The organism is Arthrobacter sp. NPDC058127, from assembly GCF_042884555.1.
Lineage (GTDB): Bacteria > Actinomycetota > Actinomycetes > Actinomycetales > Micrococcaceae > Arthrobacter.
Genome location: NZ_JBHVTT010000018.1, coordinates 37,665 through 62,332 on the forward strand (window position 1 = coordinate 37,665; position 24,668 = coordinate 62,332).

Here is a 24,668-nt window from a genome sequence, read left to right on the forward strand (position 1 = left end):
CGGATGATGCAGGTCACACTGGCGTATCATGTGTTAACAGTCGACAGTGCTGAAGCGCCTAGCCTCAGTCGCTCTTCGAAAGGGATTCACCAATGAGCAAAGAAGCTCTGACCATGCGCGGTCCGGTCCATGGAACCAAGGACGCCAGACGCGTCGCCATCGGCTCCGGCGTCGGCGCGGTCATCGAAACTTATGACTTCATCGGCTTCGGCACCGCGGCTGCCCTGTACTTCGGAACGGCGTTCTTCCCCACGGGTGATCCCGTAACCGGCACCCTCGCCGCTTTCGCGACCCTCGGCGTCGGCTTCGCGGCCCGTCCCATCGGCGGCATCATCGGCGGCCACCTCGGCGACAAGCTGGGACGCAAGCCCGTCCTCGTCGCTTCCCTCATCCTGATGGGCGTGGCCACCTTCCTGATCGGCCTTCTTCCCACCTACACCCAGGTGGGCCTGTTGGCTCCGGCGCTGCTGGTGTTCGTCCGCATCGTCCAGGGCCTGGCCTTCGGAGCCGAATGGGGTGGCGCCATCCTGATGAGCTATGAGCACGCTCCATGGAAGAAGAAGGGGAAGTACACGGGCATCGTCCAGGCCGGATTCCCCGTGGGCCTGCTGCTGGCCAACCTGGTTTTCCTTGTCAGCGTCCAGCTCGGCGGCGAACTCGCCTGGCGCATCCCGTTCCTCGCCAGCATCGTCTTGGTCGTCGTAGGCCTGATCATCCGCTCCAAGGTCCCCGAATCTCCCGTCTTCGACGAGGTCAAGGACAGCGGGGCCATCGTGAAGTCGCCCATCGTGGAGGTCCTGAAGACCGATTGGCGCAACATCGTCAAGGGCATCGGCCTCCGTATCGCCGAGACCGCAGGCTACGCCGTCTCCATCACGTACATGATTTCCTACCTGAACAGCCAGCACTTGGCAGATAAGACCCAAACCCTGGTGGCCCTCTGCATCGCTTCCGCCATCGGCATCTTCGCAACCCAGGCCTGGGCGCGGCTCACGGACAGGATCGGACGGCGTCCCGTCTACATCTGGTCCTGCGCCTTCGCCGTGCTGTTTGCCATCCCGATGTTCCTGCTGGTCAACACCGGCTTGTTCATCTTCATCATTGCCACGATCGCCGTCTCCTATGGCGTCTGCCAGAACTCCCTTGCCGGCGCCCAGGGCGCCTGGTTCCCCGAGCTGTTCCAGGCCAAGACCCGCGCCTCCGGCGCTTCGCTGGCCTACCAGACCTCGGCAATGGTCTCCGGCTTTACACCCTTCATCACCACGCTGCTCTTCGTCGCCATGGGATGGATGGGCCCGGCATTGCTCTTCGGCCTGTACGCGGCCATCGGCCTCTGGGCGGCTTTGGCTACCCGTGAAACCTGGGGCAAGCGGGAGCGCCAGTTGGCCGATGAGGCCACCAAAAGCACTCCCCAGTCGGTGAATGTCTAATGACTGTGGCGCAGGAACAAAATACGGCAGGACGGGTCGGAAAGACCGTGACGGAACGCATTGAACGCGTAGCTGCAGCCGCCAATCGGATCAGGCACCACGCCCTCAACATGGGCGAAGTCCAGGGCCAGGGCTACGTTGGCCAGGCGCTAGGAGCGGCGGACATGCTCGCCGCCGTCTATGCGGACCAGCTCCGCTACCGCGCCAATGACCCCGAGTGGGAGGGCCGGGACCGCTTCCTGCTTTCCACGGGCCACTATGCAATCGGCCACTACGCAGCGCTGGCCGAGGCTGGGATCATTCCCGTGGAGGAACTCGAAAGCTACGGCTCGGACGATTCCCGCCTGCCCATGTCCGGGATGTCGACGTACACGCCCGGCATGGAAATCTCCGGAGGGTCGCTTGGCCACGGGCTCTCCATCGCTGTAGGAATTGCCCTTGGCCTCCGGCATCGCGCTCCATCGGGAGAGGGCTCCAGTGCGAGGGTGTACAACTTCCTCTCCGACGGAGAACTCGACGAAGGATCCACGTGGGAAGCCGCCATGGGCGCGCACCACCATCAGTTGGGGAACCTCACTGCCATGGTGGACATCAACGCCCTGCAGGCGGACGGTAAGACCGACACGGTCCTCCGGACCGAACCCGTGACGGAGAAGTGGGAAGCTTTCGGCTGGTACACGCAGCGGGTGGACGGGAACGACGTCGGTGCGTTGCTGGCGGCGTTCGACAACGCAGCCGCCCAGGCCGCCGCCGTCGGACGTCCTTCCGTCATCTTGTGCGACACGAAGGTGGGGCGCGGAGTGCCGCTGCTCGAAGAACGTGAAAAGGCGCACTTCATGCGCATCGAAGAACACGAATGGCAGCTCTGCCGCGAGCAACTGACCGCAGGATCCAACGGGAGGGCCGGCCGATGAGCACCGTCACCGCTTTGAAAGGCGCAGCACCCAGGCTGAAAACGTCGGCCATGATCGCGTCCTTCGCGGACCCGGGCCAGAAGACTTCGTCGGCGCCTTTCGGCCATGCGTTGGTGAAGGCCGCCGAGGCTGACCCGCGAATCGTCGGACTCACCGCCGACCTGGGCAAATACACGGACATGCATATCTTCGCGAAGGCGTTCCCGGAGCGGTTTTTCCAGATGGGCATGGCCGAGCAGTTGCTCTTCGGTGCGGCGGCAGGCTTGGCCGAGACAGGTTTGATTCCGTTTGCCTCAACCTATTCCGTGTTCGCCGCGCGCCGGGCCTACGATTTCCTCTGCCTCGACATCGCCGAGCCGAACCTGAACGTGAACATCGTGGGCGGCCTCCCGGGCCTGACCACGGGCTACGGCCCCAGCCACCAGGCCACGGAGGACATGGCGATCTTCCGCGGAATGCCGAATCTGACCATCGTCGATCCGTGCGACTCCGTGGACATCGAACAGGCGGTGCCGCAGCTGGCCGCCAGCGACGGACCTACGTACCTGCGCCTTCTTCGCGGCAACGTCCCCACTGTGCTGGACGAGTATGACTACACCTTCGAACTCGGCAAGGCGAAGGTGCTTCGTGGTGGCAACGACGTCGTGTTTGTCTCCAGCGGGTTGATGACCATGCGCGCGCTGCAGGCAGCAGAGGCGCTCGCCGCGCACAAGGTGGATGTCGCCGTCGTGCACGCGCCCACCATCAAACCGTTCGACGCCGCCACCGTCCTGGCGGAACTGGACACCGACCGCCTGGCCGTCACGCTGGAGAACCACAGCGTGGTGGGCGGCTTGTTCGAAACCGTGGCCTCGGCAGTGGTCACAGCCGGGCTGGGCAAGCGCGTGGTTCCCGTTGCCCTGCCGGACGAGTTCCTCGACGCCGGTGCGCTGCCGACCCTGCACGAACGCTACGGACTGTCGGTGCAGCGGATCGTGGCAAAGGTCCTCGCGGAACTGGGCTGACCCGGTTCTTCAAAGAGGCGGGAGCGCGGAACAGGCATGAGCCGGTTCCGCGCTCCTGCCGTAAGATCAACAGTTAACACACCGACTGTAAACAGTCGACCACTGACATTGAGGACGGACATGATGGCCGGAGCAACAGCACCCCTTCTGGGACTGGAAAAGAAGAGCCTCCGCGAGCAGGCGCTCTCCGCCCTGCGCACCGCCATTACGAGCGGCGAGCTGGCGCCAGGACGGCATCTCGTAGAGACTGAGCTCTCGGACATGCTCCAGATCAGCCGCGGGACGCTCCGGGAAGCCCTGCGGCAACTCGAGCAAGAGGGCCTGCTGTCTGCAGGACCCCGCGGCCGGCTCTCCGTCCGCCACTTGGATGCCAAGGAAATCCGCGATATCTACTCAGTGCGGGCAGCCCTGGAGTCCCTCGCCGCGCGCACGCTCTGCGAGTTGGCGGACCGCCAACAGGTGATCACCTCGCTGCGTGCCGCCATCGACGCCATGGCCGCCGCGACCAAGGGAAGCCTTGAAGAACGGATCGAGTCCGATCTGGAATTCCACCGCACGATGTGCCGCCTCACCGGCAACGAGACCCTGCTCCATTCCTGGGAATCGCTGGAGGGATCCATCCGGATGTCCATCATGTTCGCCGGATTGGAAAAGGGCGTCAAGAACATGAGCGTCGAGCGTCACCACGACATCGTGGCCGCCATCGAGACCGGGGACGTATCCCTGGCCCGCAAGACCATCCTCGAGCACATGGACAGCGCTGCCGCGGAGCTGGTCGCTTAAGCGCCCGACGGCGGCGCCTGACTTTCACGGTGGCGGCACTTCGAGTGAGGGCGTCTCTGAACCTGTCGCCAGAGTGACGTTACATGTAACATTGATACCATGGCAGTTCGAGATCGGGTCAGTGACCGCCACTCCGATGACCAAGAGTTCATCGAGGCCGTGTCAGCGCCCTGGGACGGCGAGTGAACCGTGGAGAACTTTGGACTGTGGCCGGCGGCGTCTACGCCTCCAAGCCACGGCCGGCGCTTGTGATCCAGGATGACCGATTCGATGTCACCGATTCCGTCACGGTTCTTCCTCTGACAACAACCCTCATCGACGCACCTCTCCTTCGGGTCAGTGTCTCAGCTTCAGAGCTGTCCGGCTTGCGGCAGGAAAGCCGCGTGATGATCGACAAGTTGACGACGGTCCGGCGTTCCAACGTGCAAAGCCGTATCGGCCGTTTGACATCCGCACAGCTCGTAGAGATTGAAAGAGCTTTGCTAGTGTTCCTTGGACTTGCCGGGTAGCACATCGTCGGGTGGCGCCGACGGCGCTCGCCACATTTCCGTTGAGGGTCACTGCCAGTACCCCTCACGACAGAGACTCCCTCATCTTCTCCAGGGGCTGTTTCCTTAATCCATGACTCGCCCCGAAACCACTTTGCCGGCTCCGGTTCCTCCCTCGGCCACGGCCGATGCGCCACGGGCACGGCTCACGCTCATGATTGCGTCGCTGGGGTTCTTCCTCATCACCCTCGACATCCTGATCGTCAATGTCGCGCTCACCAGCATCGGCAAGGAACTCGGGGGCGGAACTGCCAGCCTCCAATGGGTGATCGACGGCTACACGCTGATGTTCGCCGCGTTGCTGCTGTTCGCGGGGAACTTGTCCGATCGGATCGGCGCGAAAAGGGCGCTCGGGTGGGGCATCGCACTGTTCCTTGTGGCGTCGGTCGCGTGCGCACTAGCGCCAACGTCGGGGGTCCTCATTGCCGCCCGTTTCCTCCAAGGAGGTGCGGCATCGATCATGCTGCCGGCGTCGATGGCGCTGATCCGGCAAGCGTTTCCCGATCCCCGCCGCCGCGCACATGCCCTCGGGATCTGGGCGGTCGGCGGGGCCGTGGCCGGAGCTGTGGGCCCACTTGTCGGTGGCCTTCTCACGACGCTGGACTGGCGGCTCGTCTTTGGCATCAACCTTCCCGTCTGCATCGCGATGCTGGTGCTCCTGGCTTCCGTTGCCACGTCCCCGCGACGGCCAACCCCATTCGACTGGGCCGGCCAGGCCGCGGCGATCGTTGCCCTGACCGCCTTGATGTACGGCCTCATTACGGGAGGAACCGAAGGCTTCGGCACGGCGCCCGTCATCGGAAGCCTGATACTGGCAGCCGTAAGCCTCGCGGCTTTCCTCTTGATCCAGGCGCGCGGCCGGCACCCGATGATGCCGCTTGAACTGTTTCGCTCCACTGGCATGAGAATCTCGCTCTCGGTGGGGTTCGCGTTCATGGTGGGCCACTTCGGCACGGTCTTTGTCGTCAGTCTCTTCCTCCAACAGCACCTCGGGCTAACACCACTTCAGGCCGGTTTCACGTTCCTTCCGTCGGCGGCGTTCAGTATCGTCGGCAACATCGTCAGCGGAACCCTCTCGAACCGCTTCGGGACGCGGGTGCCGGTGGTCGTCGGATTGACGTCCATGGTGGTGGGCCTCACCGCCATGCTTCTCACAGCGCCGCTGGGATCGCCGCTGCTCGTCGGTACTTTCCTGATTTTCACGGGTTCCGGCGGATCGATCGCGATGCCGCAGGTTACCGCCGTCGTGCTCGCGAGCGTGCCGAGCGAAAAGGCGGGCACGGCAAGCGCAGTCTTCAACACCTTCCGCCAAGTGGGCGGCGCCGTAGCCATCGCCGTCTTCGGCGCCCTCATCGCCGACCGCGGCAACTTCGTCCACGGGATGCAGACCAGCTTCATCATCGCGGCGTCGCTTCTCCTCCTCACCGCGCTCGCCAGCCTCTTCATCCACTCACCGGGCGCCGCCAAAGACTAAGAGCCGTCCCGCTAGTCACCCTCCCACGTAAGCCGCCAAATGCTCGCCGGTGAGGGTGGAGCGGGCTGCGACGAGATCGGCGGGAGTGCCCTCGAAAACGATCTGTCCGCCGTCGTGACCGGCGCCCGGGCCGAGGTCGATGATCCAGTCGGCATGCGCCATGACCGCCTGGTGGTGCTCGATGACGATGACAGACTTCCCGGAGTCCACGAGCCGGTCGAGCAAACCGAGCAGCTGTTCGACGTCGGCGAGGTGCAAGCCCGAGGTGGGCTCGTCGAGAATGAGCACGCCGCCCTTTTCGCCCATGTGGGTGGCCAGCTTGATCCGCTGCCGCTCGCCGCCGGAAAGGGTGGTGAGCGGCTGGCCGAGGCTGAGGTATCCGAGTCCGACGTCGGCCAGCCTCTGCAGGATCGCGTGGGCTGCGGGGATCCTGGATTCACCCGCGGAGAAGAACTCCTCGGCCTCTTTCACCGACATCGCCAACACCTCCGCGATGTTCCGGCCACCGAGGCGGTACTCGAGCACCGCTGCCTGGAACCTCTTGCCCTCGCATTCCTCGCACGGAGTGGCGACGGTGTCCATGAACCCGAGGTCGGTGTAGATGACGCCCGCGCCGTTGCAGGTGGGGCACGCTCCCTCGGAGTTCGCGCTGAACAGCGCCGGCTTCACGCCATTGGCCTTCGCGAACGCCTTGCGGATGGGCTCGAGCAGCCCGGTGTAGGTCGCGGGGTTGCTCCGCCGCGAGCCTTTGATGGCCCCTTGGTCAATCGAAACGACGCCGTCCCGCTTGGACAGCGAGCCATGGATCAACGAGCTCTTCCCTGAACCGGCGACGCCCGTGACCACAACCAGGACCCCGAGCGGAATGTCGATGTCGACGTCGCGCAGGTTGTTCTCGCTCGCGCCACGGATTTCCAGTGCGCCGGCGGATGTCCGCACCGTCTTCTTGAGGGTTGAGCGATCCTCGAGGTGACGCCCCGTGAGGGTGCCGCTGGAACGCAGCCCTTCGAGGGTGCCTTCAAAGACCACTTCGCCACCGGCGGTGCCCGCGCCGGGACCGAGGTCGACGACGTGGTCGGCGATCGCGATCGCTTCCGGCTTGTGCTCCACGACGAGCACGGTGTTGCCCTTGTCCCGCAGTTGCAGCAACAGCTTGTTCATGCGCTGGATGTCGTGCGGGTGCAAGCCGATCGTGGGCTCGTCGAAGACGTAGGTGACGTCGGTCAGCGAGGAGCCCAAGTGCCGGATCATCTTGGTGCGCTGCGCCTCGCCGCCGGAGAGCGTACCTGCCGGCCGGTCGAGGGAGAGATAGCCGAGTCCGATCTCAGCGAACGAGTCGAGGAGGTGCCGCAGCCCTTTGAGGAGCGGTGCCACCGACGGTTCGTCGAGACCGCGCACCCATTCAGCGAGGTCGCTGATCTGCATCGAGCACGCGTCGGCGATGCTGATTCCCTTGATCTTGGACGAGCGGGCCGCCTCGGTGAGCCGGGTGCCGTCGCACTCGGGACAGGTGGTGAAGGTGATGGCCCGCTCCACGAAGGCACGGATGTGCGGCTGCATTCCCTCCGGGTCCTTGGAAAGCATGGACTTCTGGATCTTCGGGATCAGGCCCTCGTACGTCAGGTTGATTCCCTCGACCTTGATCTTGGTGGGCTCCTTGTGGAGCAGGTCGTGGAGTTCCTTCTTCGTGTACTTGCCGATCGGCTTGTCCATGTCGAAGAATCCCGAGCCGCCGAAGATGCGGCCGTACCAGCCGTCCATGCTGTAGCCGGGTATGGTGAGCGCGCCCTCGGCAAGCGACTTGCTGGCGTCGTACAGCGCGGTGAGGTCGAAGTCGGTGACCGAGCCCCGCCCTTCGCAGCGCGGACACATGCCGCCGGTGATGCTGAAACTCCGCCGCTCCTTCGTCGTCGTGCCACCGCGCTCGAAAGTGACCGCTCCCGCGCCGGAAACCGAGGCGACGTTGAACGAGAACGCCTGGGGCGATCCGATGTGCGGTTGGCCAAGCCGGCTGAAGAGCATGCGCAGCATGGTGTTCGCATCAGTGGCGGTACCGACCGTTGAACGGGTGTTCGCGCCCATCCGCTCCTGGTCGACGATGATCGCCGTCGTGAGTCCTTCGAGCAGGTCCACATCCGGCCGCGCCATGGTCGGCATGAACCCCTGCACGAAGGTGCTGTACGTCTCGTTGATCATGCGCTGCGACTCCGCCGCGATCGTGGCGAACACCAGGGAACTCTTGCCCGAACCGGAGACGCCCGTGAACACCGTCAGCCGGCGCTTGGGCAGCTCGATGCTGATGTCCTTGAGGTTGTTCTCCCGCGCGCCCTGCACGCGAATCAGATCGTGGGTGTCGGCGGTATGCAGCTCTGGCGACTGCGTGTCCGTGCTCGTGGCCGTGCTCATCGTGTCTCCATCTGGTACGCGGGTCCGTCTTCGGTCTTGGTCGGCAAGTCTGGTTGGCTACTGAGGATCCTGAAGCAGTCCGAGGACGTTGCCGTCCGGGTCGGTCACGGTGGCCACCAGACGGCCGCCGCCGACGTCGCGGGCTGCTTCCTTCAGGGTGGCGCCAGCGGCAGTCACCTCGGCCAGCTTTGCTTCGATGTCCGAAACGTGCCAGTAGGCGACGGGTGAGGTCATGGCCTGCGGGCCGCCTCCCGGAACGAGCCCGATGTGCTGGCCCGCGACATCGAAGCCGACGTAATACGGCCCGTCGGCCTGCGGCGCTGTCCCGAGCAAAGCGGTGTACACCGCCTTCGCCGCGGCGAGGTCGGTCACGGGATGCAGCACGGTCTTGATTCCCTCGTTGGAAGAGTCACTCATGATCACTCCTGAAGTCATTAGTGGACGAAGCTGGCGTGGACGGTGTTGTCCATGACCGCCATTCTAGGCGCGGCCCGGGAGCCGCGCTTCTCCATTCCTGACCGGTCTTGTTCCGCGAGATTCGTTGTATGGACATCCCTGGTGAGTGGTGCCACCATGGCCGAATACGGGGGCCTGGCGCGCCGCGCCAGCGTAAAGCGAGGCTGGAGGAACCAATGCCGGAATCCGATCTCGAACTGATGGTGGAGAAATACCATCGAGCGCTCGATGCGTTCGTCAAGGGAGACCCGGAGCAGCAGAAGAAGCTGTTCTCAAAGCGCGACGACGTCACGCTCGCTAACCCGCTCGGCCCGCCTGCGCGGGGCTCGAGTGCGGTCGAGGCGACCATGGATCGGGCGTCTTCCCAACTGAGGGAGGGCGAGCCCATCAGATTCGAGCGAATCTCCGGGAACGCCGGCACGGAGCTTGCGTACATCGTCGAAATTGAATGGGCGCGGGCCAAGCTCGGCGGATCTGATGAGGTATCCCCGATACCCCTTCGAGTGACGACGATTTTCCGCCGGGAAGACGGCGAGTGGAAGGTCGTCCACCGTCACGCGGATCCCATACTTTCCCCGCGGCCGATCGAGTCGCTCGTCCAGAGCTAGTGTGGCCCAAGGTGCCGGATCAACGCGTCGAGGATCGGCACCTGCCCGCCCACCAATTTGGCGCGGGCTACGGTCTCCGTGGCCCAGATGGCGTCGTCGATCTCCGGGTAGCTTCGGATGACGCCTGATCCGCGCGGCCATTCGAGATCGAAGGTGTTGCTCACGATTCTCTCCGGGTCGAAGTCCGATTCCGCTGTGAAAACCGCCACGAGTTTGCCCGACGGTTGCCGGAAAATGCCCAGCTGGTGATAGTCGACGGCGGGAGCAGCAACGCCCATCTCCTCGGCGAATTCACGCTTGGCGGCTACCAGGGGATCCTCGTCTTCGAGGTATTCGCCTTTGGGAATGGACCAGGCGCGTGCATCCTTGTGCGCCCAGAAGGGTCCGCCCATGTGGGCTATCCAGAATTCCAATTCCGCCGCGGAATTCCGACGGTACAACAGAATGCCCGCGCTTCGAACTGTCATTTGCCCTCCCAGGCATAGGTTATCCGCCGGGTTCGGCGGCCGGAACCCGCAGCACGGCCATGGACTCAAGCAAATACGGCACCGGATCCGCCTCCGTCCCCGTGGCCCACTGCATCCACGCCTGGAAGGTCGCCCCGAGATAGGCGGCGCACAAATAGCCTGCCGCGCGTTCGCTGACGCCCTGCGCAACGAGGTAGATCCGTGCCCGGTCCCGCTGGGGAGCCAGGGCATCGTAGCTCCTGCTCGCCAGCTCCGGGTGCTCTGCGATCAGGCGCAGGCGCCCGCGCGTCACGGAAAGGTCCGGGATCGCCGAAACCCCGGCGATGGCGGCCGCCCGAAGTCCGGCGAGGATGCCGCCGTCGGAAGTGTCGCCGTCGGACTGCTCGGCTGTGCGAGCGGCCTCCAGCGCCCGGCCCGAGGCTTTCACCACCGGTTCCATGCCGCCCCACACAAGGTCAGCCTTGCTGGGGAAGTAGCGGTACAGGCTCTTCCGCCCGATTCCCGCCTCTCGTGCGATGTCCTCCATTGACGTCCGCTCGTAGCCGTTCTCGGCAAAAAGCCGGAGTGCGACGCCAGCCACGGCGTCCGGGTCAATCGTCGCCGGGCGGCCGGTGGTGCGCGCGACGGCGGGCTTCGTATGGTCTGAGGGCATCTTTCCAGTATCCACTCTTACATAATGACACGGAGTGTCATAAGGTGGATGGAAAGCCATCAACACGTTCGGGAGGAACAACATGGGCAACGAAGCTGCATGGCAGGAAGCCACCATCAATGGCCGTTTTGCCGGAAAAACGGTGATCATCACAGGGGCGGGCTCGGGCATCGGCCAGGCCACGGCCCTGCGCGTCGCGAAGGAAGGCGGCCGGGTCATCGCCGCCGACATCAGCAAGGAGCGCCTTGACGCCTTGGTGGAGGAAAACAGCGGCCTGGACCTGGTTCCTGTGGCCGGCGACATCTCCACGGAGGAGACCGTTGCCGCGGTTGTCGTCGCCGCCGAAGGCCGTGTGGACGCCCTCGCCAACATCGCCGGCATCATGGATAACTTCGCCCCGATCCACGAAGTGGACGACGCCATGTGGGAGCGCGTCTTCCGGATCAACGTCACCGCCCTTATGCGCCTGACGCGCGCCGTGGTGCCCTTGATGCTGGAGACCGGCACCGGCTCCGTGGTCAACGTCGCCTCCGAGGCCGGGCTGCGCGGCTCCGCCGCCGGCGCCAGCTACACGGCGTCGAAGCACGCCGTCGTCGGCCTTACCAAGAACTCGGCCGTGATGTACGGGCCGAAGGGGCTTCGCTTCAACGCCGTTGCCCCCGGGCCAACCATCACCAACATCGAGGCAACGTGGGGGTCCCAGTTGGCCGCCGAACGCCTCGGCCCACTCATGCAGGCCACTGTCCCCAACCCAGCGACAGCCGCGCAGTTGGCTGCGTCCATCACCTTCCTGCTCAGCGACGACGGCACCAACGTCAACGGCGCCATCCTCGCCTCCGACGGCGGCTGGTCGGCGCTGTAGGGCGGCTCAGCCGGTGTAGCCTTCCACCTGCTTTGGGGGCCGTGGTTTGGCCTCGTTCGGGTTCTCCCCGTATTGCCTCTTGGCCCGCCGTTGGCGCAGCAGGTCCCAGCTCTGATCCAGGTCCTGTTCGATGCGCTCCAGCCTTGCACGGTCGGGGGCGTGCGCAGGACCCGGCGGGGCCGCCTCTGCCTTCTCCCGGAGTTCCCGCTCCTCCTCCACAAGTGACTGGATGTGGTGCAGAATGCCCTGTTCGTCCATGGTTACCTCTTCCTGAACTAGCCGTTACCAGTCAGGTTAGTGAGCTGCGCTAGGCGTGAACAGAGGCCGTGTTCGCGGGAGCCATCCCGGCAATCTCCCGTTTGCGGAATACTTGGACGCAGATCCAGGATTTCCGCAAGCGAAGGCGGTGGTTGGCCGTGAACGGCGAAAACAGCGTGTTCAAGCGCCGGCTGGAGCGAGCCATGGAGTTGCGAAATATCCGCGCAACCGGCATGACGGCCGAAGAAGAAGCCGAACTGGAGGCTGCCGAGGAGGAAGAGCGTCGGAAGCGCAAGAAGGTGGACGACGCCGCGCGCGTGGAATACCTGATCCGCGATGCCATGGCGCAGGGGAAGTTCGACAACCTGAAGTACGCAGGCAAGCCGATCCCCGGGCTGGGGGAGCGTTACGATCCCGATTGGTGGGTCAAAGGCCTCATTCAGCGCGAACATCTCAGCGGACTTGGCCCGAAAGCCATTTTGCTCCGCACCGAGGATGCCGAACTGGATGCGAAGCTTGACGCCCTGCATTCGGAAAATCAGGTGCGCGAGCTGGTAGAGGACTTCAATGCCCGGGTCATTGACGCGCGGCGCCAACTCCAGGGCGGCCCTCCGGTGATCACGAAAACCCGCGACGTCGGCGTCGAGCTGGAACGCTGGCGCGAGCGCCGGGTGGCGGCTGCTGAGGCTGCCGAGAAAGCCGCTGCGGCGGCCGCCGCGCAGAAACGTGTCACCGAGCGGTCGTGGTGGCACCGTTTCTGGGGCACCCCCAGCTAGGGAACGCTTGGGAAACCCGGTAGTGGAATCCGGCCCGCGGCTCCACGCATCGACGTCGTCGTTGTCCGAGACAAGCCAGGCACCCGCGTTGTTGCCGAGGACGTCGTTGCGATGAATGTTCGCGGTGACCGCCCGGCCGGCACCTTAAATGTCAGACCCTCCCCCTAGCCTGAAAGTGTCAGGCAGCCGAGTGGCCTCGCATGGTTGAGGGGCAGGAATCCAGGAAGGGGGGCAGGCGTGGAAAACCGGGTGTTCGGAGCGGAAGGCGATGCGTGGGTTCCGGCCGTCAGCTTCACAGACCGGGAGGATTCGCCGCTGGTTGGCACCGTGAGCCTGCCGCTCGCATCCTTCCTCAGTGCCGACGATGCGCTCAGTGTTGTGGAATCGACCGACAGGCTCATTGCCTGGGCCACGGCCGTGAAGTATCAGGCCCTGGTCCGCGTTGAAGAAGTAATCGGTGAAGAATCCCCGAGGAGGCACGAGAGGCAGCCGGTACGGTTCGGTGGGGACGAGGCCCATGCCTTGGCTGTCTCCGAAGTGTCCACCGCCTGCGCCCTGACGGAGGGCACGGCCGCGCGCTTGCTGCATGATGCCGCGGATCTTGCTACGTCCCAGTGGGCAGTCCTCGAGGCGGTCGAGGCCGGGGAGATCTCCGAGATGCACGCCCGGATCATTCTCGACCAGGCCCGTTCCCTCCCGGCCGAGCACGCCGAAAAATTCGCTACCGTGGCCCTGCTGCGCACGCGGACGCGGCAGGGCCGGCGCCGCACGCCGTCAGAGTTCCGCGCTTGCCTGCGGCGGCTGCGGGAGCACGTGCACCCCGAAAGCATCATCGCCCGCAAAGAGTCTGCCCAGCGTGAGCGCGGCGTGTGGTTCACAGCCGAGCCGGACGGCATGTGCACGTTGTCCGCGTTCCTCACGGCGGAGGTCGGGATGGCCATTTACAACGGCCTCGACCATGATGCGCGGCAGGCCAGTGCGCGGGCTGCGGAGCTTGGAGATCTTCCGGGGCCGCACCCTACGTCCGATTTTGGTGCCGCCCTCGATTCCCGCACGCTGTCGGAGCTCCGCGCGGATGCGCTGGCCTACCGCCTCTTTGGTGGATCTGACCGGCTTTTGAGTGGATCAGGCGAGCTGCTTGGCGGATCTGACGTGCCCGAATCCGGGGCATTCCGCGCCGAGGTCGTGGTAACCATTCCCGTTGGATCCGTCTTTGGCGGCAGCATCGTGCCCGACGGTGGCGAGTTCGAAACAGCTGAACTCGAAGGATACGGACCAATAGACGCTGCAACGGCCCGGCGCATGGCGGCCCTTGCGCCAACGTGGCAACGGCTGTTCACGGACTGCACCAGCGGCCAGGTCCTGGGTGTGGGGCGCACGGCCTACCGTCCACCGAAGGCGCTTCGCCGGTACCTGCAGTGCCGTGACGGGACCTGCCGGTTCCCCGGGTGCACGCGGAGGGTTGTCGTTTGCGAACCCGACCACATCACCGAGTGGCAGGATGGCGGCACCACTGACGCCGACAACCTTGCAATGCTCTGCCGAAAGCACCACGCGCTGAAGTCCATAGGCGCCTGGAGCTATAGACAGTCCTCACCAACCGGCGACCTCGAGTGGAAGTCGCCCCTCCGTCGGCAATACAGGACCGAGGCGGCAGATGTTGGCAGGACGGTCCATTTGCTCCAGCGGCCAGAACCCCCGCCTTTCTAGGGCGGGGCCTGCAGTGGTGCGGTTTGGGTGGCACGGTTTGGGCGCCGTAAGTTCTGCGTGTCCTCGGGTTGTGCCATGGGTGACAAGTGCAGGCCTGCTAACTGCCACCGTTCGTCCTCCCTGACCATGATCTGCGTAACGCGGAACTGGCCGTTGGACGGTTGTCCGCGGTAGGCGGACTGTTGGTGCTGGACCCGGATGAGGCGGCGCTTGCCCAAAGAAAGCTGAGTTCTTCGAGGTCGGGATGGTATTCATTCATGGCTGGTTCCCTTTCTCCTGGTGTTGAACGCCGGCGTTCCCGCCAGCCGGCCGCCGTCGACGGCGAGCACGGTTCCGGTGACGAACGACGACTGCTCCGAGCAAAGCCAGACGGCGGCAGCGGCAACCTCGGCCGTGGAGCCGATGCGTCCCAGCGGCACGGCGGCGGCGACGCGGTCCTGGGCCGCTTGGCCCGCCCCTGCGAGTCGCTCGGTGAGGATGGGGCCGGGAGCGATCGCGTTGACCCTGATCCCCTGGGAGGCGTAGTCGAGCGCGGCCACCCGGGTCAGGCCACCGACGCCGAACTTGCTCGCCACGTAGCCGCTCATGCCGGCAACGCCCTGTTCGCCCGCGGTGGAGGACATGTTGACGATCGCCCCGCCGTCTCCGCTTTCCAGCATGAGCTCGATTTCGTATTTCAGGCAGAGGAACACTCCGCGCAGGTTGACCGAAATCGCGCTGTCGAACTCCTCGCTCGCCCACTCGGCCAGGGGCGCGGGGATCCGCCCGCCGCCTGCGGCGTTGTTGACCGCGGCGTCGAGCCGTCCGAAGCGGTCCCGGATCTGTGCGATTAGGGCTTTCACCGAGTCCTCATCGCCCACATCCACGGCTATGGCCACCGCTTTTCCGCCGCCCGAAGTGATGTTGGCGAGCTGCTGTGACAGGCTTGCGCTGTCGCGCGAAGCAAGGACGACGTCCGCTCCGGCGCGAGCCAGCGCAGTTGCGATCTCCGCACCGATTCCGCGGCTCGCTCCGGTGACGAGCGCGACCTTGCCGGACAGCGGCCGGGTGGGATCCGACGTCGTCATGGCGTTGTCCGGCTCGTGTGCGGCGCGTGCGCCCGTGGCTCTTGGTTCGCGGCTGCCCGGTTGCGGGGGAGCAGGAAGCCTGCGGCAACCAGCCAGAGCAGCCCGCCGAAGCGTCCGATCGGCAGTAGGAACTGAAGAGGCTCGATCGCCATCGACAGGAAGCTCAACTCGGACAGTGCGGCAATGACAAGGCCGGTCCAAGCCAGCCAACGGGGCATGAAGCCAAGGATCAGGGCCGGGACGGCAATTCCCGCCATGAGCAGGCCGGTCCCGACGACGAAGCCGACCCCTCCCGTGATGAACGCGAGGAAGTCGAGCGCGTGGGTGAGCGTCACATCGGTGGTGATTTCCGGCCGGCTCAGCAGCCACGTCACGGAACCCGACAACATCAGGAAGATGGCCGCGCTGACGCCGCCAAAGAAGCCAATTGCCGGTCCGGGAACACGCACGCCAAGCCGGAGCTGCCGGGCGTAGACGGTGGCCGCATAGATTCCCAATGGCACTGCGGAGCCGAATTGGAGCATGCCGCCGAGCCGCGTCGCAGCGACGTTTTGCTGGAAGAACGCGGCCACCTGCCCCGCCGGGGCAAAGGGCGAGACGAACGCCTGGCCGCCGGTCAGGACTGCGGACGTGATGAGGCTGGCGAGGAAAATGCCCAGGCTGACGAGGGCAAGAACGCCGGGGTGTGGGCCGCCTGACCGGGCTGGACGGCCTTCATCGGGAATCGAACGACTACTCATGGCTGAACCTTTCTAGCAGTGGCAGGACTTTCGTAATTGCATCACTACTGAAATGGTTCACCTCTGGAATTATTCTGTCAAGCATGTATTCTGAAGACATGGACTTAGCCACACCGGGCCGGCCGAGACGGACCGCATTTCTCTTGTCGCAGCTAGGCGCCGCGGCATCGTCCCGCTTTGCGGACCGCACACGGGATATCGGGCTCACGCCCAGCGACGCCGGTGTCATCCGCCTGATCGGTCGCGCCCCCGGGTTGAGCCAGCGCTCCCTTGCGGACAGGCTCGGTGCCGTCCCCAGCCGGGTGGTTTCACTCATCGACTCGCTGCAGGAGCGCGGCCTGGTGGAGAGGATGCGCAGCAGTACGGATCGGCGGAACTATGAACTGCACCTCACGGAGGCCGGCAAGCGCGTGCTGGGGGAACTTCACGGGATTGCCGAACAGCATGAAGCGGAGCTGCTGGCCCCACTGAACGACGAACAGATCACGCAACTTGGCGAGCTGCTCGCGCAGCTCGCCAACGGCCACGGGCTGGACAGGGACCTCCACCGCGATGTCGGCCGCCAGTCCGGACGCGATGTCGGAGCTGACGGCGGACCTGAGCGGGCACGAAAGGTCTGAGCGGCTACAGCACCACCTCGTGGCCTGTCCTGCTGGACTCGTAGATCGCAGAGATGATCTTGATGAGCTCAAGGCCGTGGGTGGCCGGAGCGGCCTCGGCGGCATCGCCCCGGGCAGTAGCCAGGAACTGCTCCACCTCATTGCGGTATGCCACAGTGCTAAAAGTCGGCGAATCCAGCACGGGCGAAATATCCAGCAGCGTGTCGTGCTGTTCGGTGAAGATTTCCAGCGTCGGCTCCAGCTGCGCGCCGCCTTTGTCTCCGAAGATTTGGACCTTGGTTTCATCCGCGCCGTGCATTGAGTAGCTGGTGTCGAAATGCATCACTGCGCCATTGCTGAACTTGATCAGTGCTGTGGCAAGATCCTCGACGGGGTCCGCCGGGGGTCGTGCCGGATCGAAATCGGCGGAGAGATACCGGCTGAAGTTCGAGATATTGTTCCGTGCACCGATCTTGTGGAAGACGGTCCCAGAGACCGAAGCCACGGAGGGGCAGCCCATGAGCCACCAGCAAATGTCGATGAAATGGACGCCCAAGTCGATGAGCGGACCTCCGCCGGACAAGGCTTTGTCGGCGAACCAGCCGCCGGGATTTCCTACCCGGCGCAGGCAAGTGGCCTTGGCGTAGTAGATCTGCCCGAGGTCGCCGGCGTCGATGAAGCGCTTGAGTACCTCGGCGTTGGGCGAGAAACGGCGGACATACGCTACCTGCAAGACGGCCGCACTCCGCTGGGAGGCAGCAGCAACAGCCAAAGCCTCCTCCAGGGAGGCCGTCATGGGCTTCTCGACCAGTACATGTTTGCCGGCCTCGAGCGCCGCAATCACGATTTCGGCGTGCGTGTCATTGCGCGTGCAGATGCTGACGGCGTCGATCTCGGGATCGGCCAGGAGCTCCTTGTAGTCCGTGAAGACCTTGACCGCTCCGTATTCCGCGGCCCGGCTCCCGGCACGCACAGCGTCGATGTCGCAGACAGCCACCAGGTGCGCCGACGGCGAATCACGGTATGCGTCCAGGTGCATGTCCGAGATTGTCCCCAGCCCGATGACCCCAACGTTCAATGCCCCCATGTCAGCAGCCCTCCCACAATGCGGCGGCGTTGCGCAGCGATTCGGGCGCCGCCGTGAGGCAGTCCTCGCGGCCCTCGTATTCCACCGAACACGGTCCGCTGAAACCGAAGTCCTTGATCAGGCGAAGGACACGCGGCAGGTCCATGTCCCCGAGTCCGAACACGGAGCCCTGGATATGGTCACCTGCCAGCGTTTGCAGCCAGCCGTCGCCGGGGTTTCGCTTCCGGCGGTAGAAATCCTTCAGATGCACCACAGACGCGTAGGGGATGAGTTTGGCGACGGCCGATTCCGGCACCTCATCGACGCACAGGAAGTTGCCGATGTCCAAGGTGATCTTGAAATTGTCGCGGTCCACCGCGTGCACCAACTGCAGCAACCGTTCGCTGACGTTGAAGGCCATGCCGTGGTTTTCCACGCTGGTGGTGATTCCCAGGGTTGCCGCGTAGTCGGCGAGTTCCCTGGATGCAGGGACCACCTTCTCCAGGGCATCCCGGTATTCGATGTATGAGGCGGGGCGCCAGGCCCACGGGACAACATCGTGGCGGAAGCGGCTGATCCCCATCCGGTGGGCCGTGTCCAAGTGCGTCTTCACCCGGGCGATTTCAGCCGCCGCGTCGGCGCCAAGGAAATCCGCACCCACCACATAGTTGACCAAGGCGATCCCGGACGCCTCTGCACGCTCGCGCAGCCCTTCGGCTGCCCCCTGGTCCGCGGAAAGGTCCACGCCCAGTCCGGCCTCGGCCACTTCGAGATGGCCGGCCTGATGGGATGCCGCCCAGCCCGGCAGGTCCAAAAGGCCCACCCGGCCGTCAGCCAAGGCTCCCGCCAAACTGTACGTACTCAGCCCAATCTGCATTGTTCGATCCTCTTCCGTGGAGTCCGCGTGCCGTCACTTGCGAGCCCACGTTAGGCAGGATTCCGGGCGAAAAGGGCTGGTTGAACTTCATTCGGCATTGAACTTTCGCGGCCGCGCCCCGGTCCCGCAGCGAACCTCAATATCGTGGCAGGCATGATGGAAAAGAAGCCCCGGATCCTCATTACCGGAATCGCCCTCGAGGCCAGCACCTATTCCCCCGCCCGGACCCGCATGCAGGACTTTGTCCGGCGGGATGGCCAGGAGATCTTGGACCAGTACCCCTTTTTCGCCCCGGACCATCCGGTGCGCGAGGCGGCCGATTGGCTGCCGCTTGTCCACTTCCGTTCCATCCCGGGCGGGGCTGTCCCCTCCGCGGACTATGCCGAGATGAAACGGACGATTCTTTCCGCTGTGGCGGATGCGTTGTACGCAGGCCCCGTGGACGGGCTCTATTTCGACATCCACGGTGCCATGAACGTTGAAGGCCTCGACGATCCCGAGGGTGATTTGCTCCTTGCCCTGCGCGGTCTGATCGGCCCGGACGTGCTGGTGTCCAGCGGCATGGACTTGCACGGCAACGTTTCCTGGACTTTGGCGCACCAACTCGATATCCCCAGTTGCTACCGCATGGCCCCGCACGAGGACTGGCTGGAAACCAAGGAACGCGCCGCCGTGAACCTGTTGGAGCGATTGGCATTACCGGAGGCCGCCCGCCGCCCCATCAAGGCCTGGGTTCCGGTCCCCATCCTGCTGCCCGGGGAAAAGACCAGCACCCGATTGGAACCGGCAAAGTCGCTATATGAGGAGGTCGGGGTGATCGCCGGGCGGCCCGGCGTGCTCGACGCCGCGCTGTGGATCGGTTATGCCTGGGCAGACGAGCCGCGCAACCGGGCCGTGGTGATGGTCACGGGTGATGACGCCGACGCCGTCGCACGCCATGCGAGCGGGCTCGCCGTCGAGATGTGGAACCGGCGGGACGAGTTCCGTTTCGTGGCGCCCTCGGCGCCGCTCGCTGAATGCCTCGCGGCAGCGGAGGCGAGCACGAAGCGGCCGTATTTCATCAGCGATTCCGGGGACAATCCCACGGCCGGGGGAGCCGGTGACGTCACTTGGACCCTGCACAAACTCCTTGGGCACCCACCCATCGCCGCCGGAACGATGCAGGCAATCTACGCTTCGATCCCGGATCCCGCCGCGGTGGACGCGTGCATCGGCGCCGGCGTCGGTGGATCCGTCTCGGTGGACGTGGGCGCCCGCGTGGACGGCACACAGTCCGGTCCGGCGAGGCTGGACGGCATTGTGGAGCACCTGGCTCAGGGCGACCCTGTGGCCATTGACGAGGCCGTCATCCGCGTTGGCGGGCTGCGCGTCATCGTGACCCGGCGGCGCAAGCCGTATCACCTGGAATCGGACTTCCTCCGGAACGGCTTGGATGCCCGGACAGCCGACGTTGTGGTGGTCAAGATCGGCTACCTCGAGCCAGAGCTCTTCGACATGGCCGCGGACTGGATGTTGGCGCTCACTCCAGGCGGGGTGGACCAGGACCTGCACCGGCTGGGCCACCGCAGGATAGCGCGGCCCATGTTCCCGTTCGACGACGGCGGTGCAGCGCCCGACCTGACCGCACGGTTGGTACCCGCGTCGAACCAGCCGGCGGGCGTCGAGCGCTGAGGGGCGGGCCGCGTGCGTCCGGGCTCCAAATCGGACCCAAACTAAGTTCGATTCTGAACTAAGTTAGAGGCCCTTCCGAAGCATCATTCCTCCATGATTTCGTTTCCTGCATGGTCAATCGACCCTGTGAGTTCAAAGTGGAGGAAGCGATGAAAGAACTTAGTCGACGTGGTTTGCTCGGTCTGGGCGGAGCCCTGGGTGCCGCAGCCTTGCTGTCCGCATGTGGCGAGGCCTCGGGCTCCGCCTCTTCGGACAGCCTCTCCACTCCGGCAAAGCTGCGGGTCTGGTTCATGAAGGACTCCGTGTCGGACAAGGCCCAGGCGTGGCTCAAGCAGGAGTTCGAAAACAAGTTCCAGGGATCCACCCTCACCATCGAGCAGCAGGAGTGGGATGGCATCGTCCCGAAGCTCCAGACGGCCCTTGCCAGCCCCGAATCGACGCCGGACATCATCGAACTCGGCAACACCCAGGCGCCCACCTTCTGTGCGGTAGGAGCATTGGCCGATCTGAGCGGCATGAAGGAAGAGCTGGGCGGTGCGAATCTGACCAAATCGCTCGTGGAACTCGGCAGCTTCGAGAACAAGATGTACGCCGCCCCCTTCTACGCGGGAAGCCGGATCGTGTTCTACCGGAAGGACATGTTCCAGAAGCTCGGGCTCGCGATACCGAAGACCATTGACGAGCTGACCGCCGTCGCAACGAAGATCCAGACCGGCAACCCCGAGAAGAACGCACACTTTTCCGGGATGTTTCTGCCCGGGATTTCCTCACAATCCGCGTTCGCTTGGGTCTTCAGCAATGGCGGGCGGCTGGCCGTGCAGAAGGACGGGAAATGGGAAGGCAGCTTATCCTCGCCGGAAAGCCAGAAAGCCATCGCCCAGCTCCAGCAACTGTGGACGACCGGCTCCACCACCGGGACCATCACGGATTCGACCATCGGTTCCCAGCCGTACACCGCCTTCAACACGGGCGAGGCGGGAATGTTCTTCGGCTTCAACTTCCATCTGAAGAAGATCAAGAAGGAACTCCTGGACGCCGGCAAGGTGGGGTACTTCAACTTCCCGTCGCCTAAGGGCGACGCCGTGGGCAATCCTTTTGCCGGCGGCTCCAATGTGGCCATCTCGAACAACAGCAAGGCGCGGGGGCTGGCCAAGGAGGCCCTCAAACTCATCTTCAGCAAGCCGTTCCAGGAGTTCTTCGCGACCGAGGGAGGCTGGGTCCCGGGAAACCTGAACTACGCCGCGGCCCTCGGGCAGGACGAATTGTCCAAGGTCACCATCGAGGCCGTCAGGAATTCCGTGGGCACCCCGGCAGCAAAGAACTGGGCATTGGTGGAGAGCGCCAAGGTGGTTGACGACTTCTTCGTGGCCATGGGCGCGCTGAAGGATCCCGTGGGGCTGGCCAAGACGGCCGACGCCAAAATGACGGAAATCCTCAACAGCAAGTAGGCCCGGCGGGAAGCAGAAAGGACCGAAGCCATGACCGTAACCAGTACGCGTGCGAAGCCGGAAGGGACCCTGCCCGACCGGACTGAACCAGCGGCCCCCAGGAAACGCAGGCGCAACCCCCTGCCGTACATCCTTCTGCTTCCCGCGGTGCTCATTGTCCTGGTGGATATGGGCTACCCGTTGCTCCGCCAAATCACCATGGCGTTCCAGCACTTTTCCCTTGAGCAACAGTTCGGCAAACCCGCGGAATTCGTCGGGCTCGACAATTTCACCCGGGTGCTCGGCGATTCGGCATTCTGGCTCACCCTGGGTAGGTCCCTTGCCTTCTGCCTTGTGTGTGCCGCCCTGACAATGGCCATCGGGATCGGAGGCGCGCTTCTGCTCACCAAACTCTCGCGCCCGGTCTCCGTCTTCGTCCAGGCCGCCATGCTGCTGGCCTGGGCGATGCCCGTGTTGTCCTCGCTCCAAGTGTTCCAATGGATCTTCGATTCCAGGTCCGGGGTGGTCGACTGGACACTGGCCGGACTGGGAATGCAAGGGATGGCTGGCTACAACTGGTTTTCCAATCCCCTGACCTTCTTCGCGGTAGCGGCCATCCTGGTCATCTGGATGAGCGTGCCGCTGGTGGTCTTCATGGTCTACGCATCGGTCACCCAGATCGATGAGTCCATGCTGGAGGCCTCAACTCTCGATGGTGCCAACGGCTGGAAGCAATTCCGGGAAATCACCGTTCCCACCATCGCCCCGGTTCTCCTGCTGGTCACGATCCTTGAAATCATCTGGGACCTGCGGGTCTTTACGCAGATCTTCATCCTGCAGAAAAACGGCGGCATCACCGAGCAGACCAACGTCCTTGGCACATACGTCTACCAGGTGGGCTTGTCCGGCGGAGACTACGGTGTGGCTTCCGCGACCGCCCTGATCATGCTGCTGATCACGTTGCTCCTCACTTGGCGTTATGTCACCCAATTCCTGAAGCAGGGAGAAGTCTGAATGGCCCTCAAACCCAGCCCCGTCCGCCGCTCGGCGGCCAACATCACCGGCCTGGTCTTCGGGCTGCTGTGGATTTTCCCGGTCTACTGGTTGGTCAACAATTCGCTCGTCACGGACGACGCCTTGCAGTCCCGCACGCCGTCGTTCCTGCCGCTCGACTTTACTTGGGCGCACTACGAAACAGTGCTCCACGACAGCCGCTTCTGGTCCGCCCTGCGGATGAGCTTCGGGGTTGCCCTGATTGTGGTGGTGGCCGCATTGCTTTTCGCCTTCTTCGCGAGCATGGCGCTCAGCCGCTTTCGATTCAAGGGCCGCAAGATCATCATCATCTCGGTGCTCGTGATCCAGATGATCCCTGCTGAAGCCATGTTCATTTCCCAGTACAAGATGATCGACAGCTGGCACCTGCTCAACTCCGTGCTCGGCCTGAGCCTGCTGTACGTCGGGGCGTCCGTGCCTTTCACTATCTGGATGCTCAAGGGATTTGTTGACGGGGTCCCTGTGGAGCTCGAAGAGTCAGCGATGATTGACGGTTGCTCCCGAATGGGCGCATTCTTCCGGGTGACCTTTCCGCTACTGGGCTCCGGACTGGTGGCCTCCGGAATCTTCGCCTTCTTGGCCGCATGGAACGAATACACATTGGCGCTGGTACTGCTGAGCAGCGACAACAGCAAGACCCTCCCGCTGTGGATCCAAGGCTTCAGCGGCCAGAACCAGGCCACGGACTGGGGTGGGATCATGGCCGGGTCCACCCTCATGGCGCTACCGGTGATCATTCTCTTCGTCATCGTCCAGAAGAAGATGGCCCAGGGCCTCGTTGCCGGTGCGGTGAAAGGCTGACATGCAGTTGAGTGTTCAAACCGCCGGTTCCCCTCCGACGTCGTTGATTCCGGGACCGGGCGCTCCGGTGATGGTTTTCGACGTTGGCGGCACCGACCTCAAATACGGCGTCGTGGACTCCACGGGCCGCTTCGCACACCAGGGAAGCACACCAACGGCAATTGGTTCGCAGGAGAAATTCCTGGACCAGCTTTCCGGCCTGGTCGCCACCTACCAGGCTGGGCCCCGGGAGCAGCGACCGCAGGCAATCGCCGTCAACGCGCCGGGGATTGTGGATGCGAGCACCGGCGTTGTGGTCTCCGCAGTGAACCTGGGCTGGAGCGACTTCGCACTCTCCTCGGCTTTGGAAGCGCGCGTCGGACTTCCTGTGGTGCTCGGCAACGATGTGCAGATGGCCGGTTTGGCGGAGCACCGTCTGGGGGCAGCGAAGGGGCTGCGGAACGCCCTGGTGTTGGTCATCGGCACCGGGATCGCCAGCGCGGTCATCCTGGACGGTGAGGTGTACGACGGCGACGGGTACGCCGGAGAAATCGGCCACGCCCGCATGGAACCACTCACGAGCACCGTGGCCATCCTGTGCACGTGCGGCGCGTCAGGATGCCTGCAGACGGTGTCCTCAGCCTCGGCCATCGCACGCAACTATGCAGCCGTCTCCGGCACCCCCGTTGTTGGCGCGAAGGAAGTGATGGACGCCGCAGCAGCGGGTGACCCGGCCGCCGTCGGGGTCCTGAACCAGGCATATGACGGGCTCGCGCTGGCGATCGCGCAGAGCGTCGCACTCCTGGCGCCGCAGGCCGTCATCTTCGGCGGTGGCCTGTCCAATGCCGGCGACGCGCTCCTTCGCCCGGTAGCGGAGCGGCTGGACTCCATCCTGAGTTTCCACCGCAGGCCCCGGCTCCTGCCTGCGCGGTTCGGCTCTTCGGCGGGACTTCTCGGCGGCGCAGTGCAGGCCCGTCGGCTACTCTGCAAAGAGCAGCCCAACGGCGGGCAGCAGACACCGAGCCCCTGGAGGGACTGAC

General features: G+C 64.5%; 26 protein-coding genes. 16 read left to right on the forward strand and 10 right to left on the reverse strand.

Features of this window, described 5'->3' with window-relative positions; all coding sequences use genetic code 11:
- The first annotated feature begins 92 nt into the window (after positions 1–92).
- From ACFVTG_RS19480 to ACFVTG_RS19505, 6 genes are all read left to right on the forward strand, one after another.
- The gene (locus ACFVTG_RS19480) at positions 93–1,430 is read left to right on the forward strand and encodes an MFS transporter (protein ID WP_390282513.1); all 1,338 of its coding nucleotides are present in this window, start codon (positions 93–95) and stop codon (positions 1,428–1,430) included.
- Positions 1,430–2,344, forward strand: coding sequence for a transketolase (locus tag ACFVTG_RS19485; RefSeq protein ID WP_390282515.1), 915 nt, complete (start codon positions 1,430–1,432; stop codon positions 2,342–2,344). The genes ACFVTG_RS19480 and ACFVTG_RS19485 overlap by 1 nt, the downstream gene beginning before the upstream one ends.
- Positions 2,341–3,348 carry a transketolase family protein gene (locus ACFVTG_RS19490; RefSeq protein WP_390282517.1) on the forward strand — a complete coding sequence of 336 codons (1,008 nt, stop codon included), beginning with the start codon at positions 2,341–2,343 and terminating at the stop codon, positions 3,346–3,348. The genes ACFVTG_RS19485 and ACFVTG_RS19490 overlap by 4 nt, the downstream gene beginning before the upstream one ends.
- 123 nt (positions 3,349–3,471) lie before the next feature.
- A complete protein-coding gene (locus ACFVTG_RS19495; RefSeq protein ID WP_284753764.1) occupies positions 3,472–4,131 on the forward strand; it encodes a GntR family transcriptional regulator in 660 nt (219 codons plus the stop codon).
- Positions 4,132–4,313: 182 nt separating this feature from the next.
- Positions 4,314–4,640 (forward strand): type II toxin-antitoxin system PemK/MazF family toxin, encoded by a 327-nt coding sequence (locus ACFVTG_RS19500; protein WP_390282518.1) that lies wholly within the window; start codon positions 4,314–4,316, stop codon positions 4,638–4,640.
- A 112-nt stretch (positions 4,641–4,752) separates the two neighbouring features.
- Positions 4,753–6,153, forward strand: a complete 1,401-nt coding sequence (locus ACFVTG_RS19505; protein ID WP_390282520.1) for an MFS transporter — start codon at positions 4,753–4,755, stop codon at positions 6,151–6,153.
- A 15-nt stretch (positions 6,154–6,168) separates the two neighbouring features.
- Here the strand turns inward: ACFVTG_RS19505 and ACFVTG_RS19510 are convergent, their stop codons facing one another.
- Positions 6,169–8,559, reverse strand: coding sequence for an excinuclease ABC subunit UvrA (locus ACFVTG_RS19510; protein WP_284753671.1), 2,391 nt, complete (start codon positions 8,557–8,559; stop codon positions 6,169–6,171).
- Positions 8,560–8,616: 57 nt separating this feature from the next.
- Entirely contained in the window at positions 8,617–8,976 is a 360-nt protein-coding gene (locus ACFVTG_RS19515) for a VOC family protein (protein ID WP_284753672.1), read from the reverse strand.
- 215 nt (positions 8,977–9,191) lie between these two features.
- Between ACFVTG_RS19515 and ACFVTG_RS19520 the strand changes: the two genes are divergently transcribed.
- Positions 9,192–9,623 (forward strand): YybH family protein, encoded by a 432-nt coding sequence (locus ACFVTG_RS19520; protein ID WP_390282521.1) that lies wholly within the window; start codon positions 9,192–9,194, stop codon positions 9,621–9,623.
- Here ACFVTG_RS19520 and ACFVTG_RS19525 read toward each other — a convergent pair.
- Together ACFVTG_RS19525 and ACFVTG_RS19530 are read right to left on the reverse strand one after the other, a co-directional pair.
- Positions 9,620–10,090, reverse strand: coding sequence for an NUDIX domain-containing protein (locus ACFVTG_RS19525; RefSeq protein ID WP_284753675.1), 471 nt, complete (start codon positions 10,088–10,090; stop codon positions 9,620–9,622). The two genes, ACFVTG_RS19520 and ACFVTG_RS19525, sit on opposite strands and share 4 nt — an antisense overlap.
- Positions 10,091–10,109: 19 nt before the next feature.
- Positions 10,110–10,742, reverse strand: coding sequence for a TetR family transcriptional regulator (locus tag ACFVTG_RS19530; protein WP_390282522.1), 633 nt, complete (start codon positions 10,740–10,742; stop codon positions 10,110–10,112).
- Positions 10,743–10,824: 82 nt separating this feature from the next.
- On the opposite strand from ACFVTG_RS19530, the gene ACFVTG_RS19535 reads away from it, so the two are divergent.
- Complete coding sequence (locus tag ACFVTG_RS19535) at positions 10,825–11,604, forward strand: SDR family NAD(P)-dependent oxidoreductase (RefSeq protein ID WP_390282523.1); 780 nt, start codon at positions 10,825–10,827, stop codon at positions 11,602–11,604.
- 6 nt (positions 11,605–11,610) lie between these two features.
- Here the strand turns inward: ACFVTG_RS19535 and ACFVTG_RS19540 are convergent, their stop codons facing one another.
- Positions 11,611–11,862: a DUF2630 family protein gene (locus ACFVTG_RS19540; protein WP_059389430.1), complete on the reverse strand. Its 252-nt coding sequence runs from the start codon at positions 11,860–11,862 to the stop codon at positions 11,611–11,613.
- A gap of 158 nt (positions 11,863–12,020) precedes the next feature.
- Between ACFVTG_RS19540 and ACFVTG_RS19545 the strand changes: the two genes are divergently transcribed.
- Both ACFVTG_RS19545 and ACFVTG_RS19550 read left to right on the forward strand, forming a co-directional pair.
- Entirely contained in the window at positions 12,021–12,638 is a 618-nt protein-coding gene (locus ACFVTG_RS19545; protein WP_390282524.1) for a DUF1992 domain-containing protein, read from the forward strand.
- Between the two features lie 237 nt (positions 12,639–12,875).
- Positions 12,876–14,348 (forward strand): DUF222 domain-containing protein, encoded by a 1,473-nt coding sequence (locus ACFVTG_RS19550; RefSeq protein ID WP_390282525.1) that lies wholly within the window; start codon positions 12,876–12,878, stop codon positions 14,346–14,348.
- On the opposite strand, the gene ACFVTG_RS19555 is transcribed toward ACFVTG_RS19550, so the two are convergent.
- Genes ACFVTG_RS19555 through ACFVTG_RS19565 form a run of 3 tightly spaced genes read right to left on the reverse strand, consistent with a single transcriptional unit; the run spans position 14,345 to position 16,155 of the window.
- Entirely contained in the window at positions 14,345–14,566 is a 222-nt protein-coding gene (locus ACFVTG_RS19555; RefSeq protein WP_390282527.1) for a nuclear transport factor 2 family protein, read from the reverse strand. The genes ACFVTG_RS19550 and ACFVTG_RS19555 overlap by 4 nt on opposite strands.
- 33 nt (positions 14,567–14,599) lie before the next feature.
- Positions 14,600–15,415, reverse strand: coding sequence for an SDR family NAD(P)-dependent oxidoreductase (locus ACFVTG_RS19560; RefSeq protein WP_390282528.1), 816 nt, complete (start codon positions 15,413–15,415; stop codon positions 14,600–14,602).
- Positions 15,412–16,155 (reverse strand): hypothetical protein, encoded by a 744-nt coding sequence (locus ACFVTG_RS19565; RefSeq protein ID WP_390282530.1) that lies wholly within the window; start codon positions 16,153–16,155, stop codon positions 15,412–15,414. The genes ACFVTG_RS19560 and ACFVTG_RS19565 overlap by 4 nt, the downstream gene beginning before the upstream one ends.
- Before the next feature lie 98 nt (positions 16,156–16,253).
- Between ACFVTG_RS19565 and ACFVTG_RS19570 the strand changes: the two genes are divergently transcribed.
- Positions 16,254–16,775, forward strand: coding sequence for a MarR family winged helix-turn-helix transcriptional regulator (locus ACFVTG_RS19570; protein WP_390282531.1), 522 nt, complete (start codon positions 16,254–16,256; stop codon positions 16,773–16,775).
- A gap of 4 nt (positions 16,776–16,779) precedes the next feature.
- Here ACFVTG_RS19570 and ACFVTG_RS19575 read toward each other — a convergent pair whose 3' ends face one another.
- Complete coding sequence (locus ACFVTG_RS19575) at positions 16,780–17,841, reverse strand: Gfo/Idh/MocA family protein (protein ID WP_390282532.1); 1,062 nt, start codon at positions 17,839–17,841, stop codon at positions 16,780–16,782.
- A gap of 1 nt (position 17,842) precedes the next feature.
- Positions 17,843–18,697 (reverse strand): sugar phosphate isomerase/epimerase family protein, encoded by an 855-nt coding sequence (locus tag ACFVTG_RS19580; protein ID WP_390282534.1) that lies wholly within the window; start codon positions 18,695–18,697, stop codon positions 17,843–17,845.
- 153 nt (positions 18,698–18,850) lie between these two features.
- On the opposite strand from ACFVTG_RS19580, the gene ACFVTG_RS19585 reads away from it, so the two are divergent.
- The 5 genes from ACFVTG_RS19585 to ACFVTG_RS19605 all read left to right on the forward strand — a co-directional run bounded on the left by ACFVTG_RS19585 (position 18,851) and on the right by ACFVTG_RS19605 (position 24,667).
- Positions 18,851–20,368, forward strand: coding sequence for a M81 family metallopeptidase (locus ACFVTG_RS19585; RefSeq protein ID WP_390282535.1), 1,518 nt, complete (start codon positions 18,851–18,853; stop codon positions 20,366–20,368).
- 149 nt (positions 20,369–20,517) lie between these two features.
- Entirely contained in the window at positions 20,518–21,816 is a 1,299-nt protein-coding gene (locus ACFVTG_RS19590; protein WP_390282536.1) for an extracellular solute-binding protein, read from the forward strand.
- A 30-nt stretch (positions 21,817–21,846) separates the two neighbouring features.
- Entirely contained in the window at positions 21,847–22,809 is a 963-nt protein-coding gene (locus ACFVTG_RS19595) for a sugar ABC transporter permease (protein ID WP_284753690.1), read from the forward strand.
- Positions 22,810–23,649, forward strand: a complete 840-nt coding sequence (locus ACFVTG_RS19600) for a carbohydrate ABC transporter permease (RefSeq protein ID WP_284753692.1) — start codon at positions 22,810–22,812, stop codon at positions 23,647–23,649.
- Positions 23,650–23,656: 7 nt separating this feature from the next.
- Positions 23,657–24,667: an ROK family protein gene (locus tag ACFVTG_RS19605; protein ID WP_390282537.1), complete on the forward strand. Its 1,011-nt coding sequence runs from the start codon at positions 23,657–23,659 to the stop codon at positions 24,665–24,667.
- Position 24,668: the final 1 nt, after the last annotated feature.

Bases quoted from the DNA above. Each gene is read 5' to 3' on its own strand.
- ACFVTG_RS19480 (WP_390282513.1), top strand. From the start codon at position 93: ATGAGCAAAGAAGCTCTGACCATGCGCGGTCCGGTCCATGGAACCAAG.
- ACFVTG_RS19600 (WP_284753692.1), top strand. From the start codon at position 22,810: ATGGCCCTCAAACCCAGCCCCGTCCGCCGCTCGGCGGCCAACATCACC.
- ACFVTG_RS19525 (WP_284753675.1), bottom strand. From the start codon at position 10,090: ATGACAGTTCGAAGCGCGGGCATTCTGTTGTACCGTCGGAATTCCGCG.
- ACFVTG_RS19530 (WP_390282522.1), bottom strand. From the start codon at position 10,742: ATGCCCTCAGACCATACGAAGCCCGCCGTCGCGCGCACCACCGGCCGC.
- ACFVTG_RS19515 (WP_284753672.1), bottom strand. From the start codon at position 8,976: ATGAGTGACTCTTCCAACGAGGGAATCAAGACCGTGCTGCATCCCGTG.
- ACFVTG_RS19490 (WP_390282517.1), top strand. From the start codon at position 2,341: ATGAGCACCGTCACCGCTTTGAAAGGCGCAGCACCCAGGCTGAAAACG.
- ACFVTG_RS19485 (WP_390282515.1), top strand. From the start codon at position 1,430: ATGACTGTGGCGCAGGAACAAAATACGGCAGGACGGGTCGGAAAGACC.
- ACFVTG_RS19595 (WP_284753690.1), top strand. From the start codon at position 21,847: ATGACCGTAACCAGTACGCGTGCGAAGCCGGAAGGGACCCTGCCCGAC.
- ACFVTG_RS19570 (WP_390282531.1), top strand. From the start codon at position 16,254: ATGGACTTAGCCACACCGGGCCGGCCGAGACGGACCGCATTTCTCTTG.
- ACFVTG_RS19535 (WP_390282523.1), top strand. From the start codon at position 10,825: ATGGGCAACGAAGCTGCATGGCAGGAAGCCACCATCAATGGCCGTTTT.
- ACFVTG_RS19580 (WP_390282534.1), bottom strand. From the start codon at position 18,697: ATGCAGATTGGGCTGAGTACGTACAGTTTGGCGGGAGCCTTGGCTGAC.
- ACFVTG_RS19495 (WP_284753764.1), top strand. From the start codon at position 3,472: ATGGCCGGAGCAACAGCACCCCTTCTGGGACTGGAAAAGAAGAGCCTC.
- ACFVTG_RS19585 (WP_390282535.1), top strand. From the start codon at position 18,851: ATGATGGAAAAGAAGCCCCGGATCCTCATTACCGGAATCGCCCTCGAG.
- ACFVTG_RS19575 (WP_390282532.1), bottom strand. From the start codon at position 17,841: ATGGGGGCATTGAACGTTGGGGTCATCGGGCTGGGGACAATCTCGGAC.
- ACFVTG_RS19560 (WP_390282528.1), bottom strand. From the start codon at position 15,415: ATGACGACGTCGGATCCCACCCGGCCGCTGTCCGGCAAGGTCGCGCTC.
- ACFVTG_RS19540 (WP_059389430.1), bottom strand. From the start codon at position 11,862: ATGGACGAACAGGGCATTCTGCACCACATCCAGTCACTTGTGGAGGAG.
- ACFVTG_RS19510 (WP_284753671.1), bottom strand. From the start codon at position 8,559: ATGAGCACGGCCACGAGCACGGACACGCAGTCGCCAGAGCTGCATACC.
- ACFVTG_RS19590 (WP_390282536.1), top strand. From the start codon at position 20,518: ATGAAAGAACTTAGTCGACGTGGTTTGCTCGGTCTGGGCGGAGCCCTG.
- ACFVTG_RS19520 (WP_390282521.1), top strand. From the start codon at position 9,192: ATGCCGGAATCCGATCTCGAACTGATGGTGGAGAAATACCATCGAGCG.
- ACFVTG_RS19565 (WP_390282530.1), bottom strand. From the start codon at position 16,155: ATGAGTAGTCGTTCGATTCCCGATGAAGGCCGTCCAGCCCGGTCAGGC.
- ACFVTG_RS19505 (WP_390282520.1), top strand. From the start codon at position 4,753: ATGACTCGCCCCGAAACCACTTTGCCGGCTCCGGTTCCTCCCTCGGCC.